The sequence below is a fragment of the Streptomyces sp. C genome, from assembly GCF_000158895.1.
Taxonomy (GTDB): domain Bacteria; phylum Actinomycetota; class Actinomycetes; order Streptomycetales; family Streptomycetaceae; genus Streptomyces; species Streptomyces racemochromogenes.
Genome location: NZ_GG657750.1, coordinates 894,680 through 895,916, shown reverse-complemented (window position 1 = coordinate 895,916; position 1,237 = coordinate 894,680). Strand labels below are relative to the sequence as shown.

The following is a 1,237-nucleotide window of genomic DNA, read 5'->3' as shown; positions in this document are numbered from 1 at the left end:
TCCCGGTCTCGGTGTCCCGCGCGGCCCTGGGGTCCGTCCCGGTCTCGGCCTCCGCCCCGGTTTCGGTGTCCCGCGCGGCCCTCGGGTCCGCCCCGGTCTCGGCGTCCGCTCCGGTCCCGGCGTCCGCCGCGGCCCTGGCGCCGGTCCAGGCCCTGGCGTCGGTGCCGGCCCTGGGGTCCGCCGCGGCCCTGGCGTCAATCCCGGCCTCGGCATCGGTCCTGGCCCTCGCGCCGGTCCCGGCCCCGGTATTCGCCCCGGCCCTGGCGCCGGTCCCGGCCTCGGCGTCGGTCACGCCTCCGGCATTCGTCCCGGCCCCGGCGTCCGTCCCGGCCCCGGTATTCGCCCCGGCACTGGCGTCCGGCCCGGCACCGGCATTCGTTCCGGCCGCGGCATCCGTGTCGGCGGGCCCGCGCCGGGCCGCGAAGCGCACCGGCTCCCCGGAGACGAACACCCCGCGGAGATGGTCCTCGTACGCGGACTGGCCGAGACACGGCAGCACCTCCCACAGCGCGCGCCCGCGCAGCACGGCGGCGGGCCGCCCGAGCAGCTCCTCGGCGGCGGTGTTGGCGAAGGCGACGGCACCCTGCCGGTCCACGGACAGCACCGCCGCCCCGAGCCGGTCCACGGCCTCCCGGGCCGCCTCCGTACCGGTCGCGGGCCAGGGCACGCACAGCGGATCCCCGTCCCACAGCACCGCCTCCCCGGCGGCCCGCAGCGCCTCCAGCTCCCCGGCCAGACCGGCGGCCGCCTCCCGCAGCCGCTCCCGCTCACCGGCCCCGAGCACCGCCCCCGGCGTCGCCGGCCGCAGCACCAGCAGCACCCCGAACCGCTCCGGCCCGGCGCCGACCGGCTCGTAGAACGACCCGAAGCGGAAGGGCAGCCCGGCCATCAGCTGGGGGAACCGCCGCATCGCCGCCTCCGCGTCCGGCAGGTGCACCGCCTGCCCGGTGCGGTACGCCTCGGCGACCGGGTACGGCCGGTTCACCTGCATCCGCCCACCACGGCCGGAACAGCCGCCCCGGCAGGCCCGTGACCACCGCCATCCGCAGCAGACCGTCCGTGCCCGAGCGCAGGTAGACCCCGCCCGCGTGCCCGCCGACGGCCTCCACGGCGCCCGCCACCGCCCGCGCGAGCGCCCGGTCCCTGGCGGCGGCGGTGGCCGGGCCGCAACCGTCCGCTCTCGCCGTCACACAGTCAGGATGCGCCCTCGGCCCCGGCCGCTGCACCCGTTCGCCCC

General features: G+C 79.7%; 1 protein-coding gene. It reads right to left on the bottom strand.

Annotated elements, in window-relative coordinates:
• Nucleotides 1-991 (bottom strand): PAS domain-containing protein (locus tag SSNG_RS43455; RefSeq protein ID WP_042800502.1); only part of this gene is annotated, 991 nt, incomplete at its 3' end.
• Nucleotides 992-1,237: the final 246 nt, after the last annotated feature.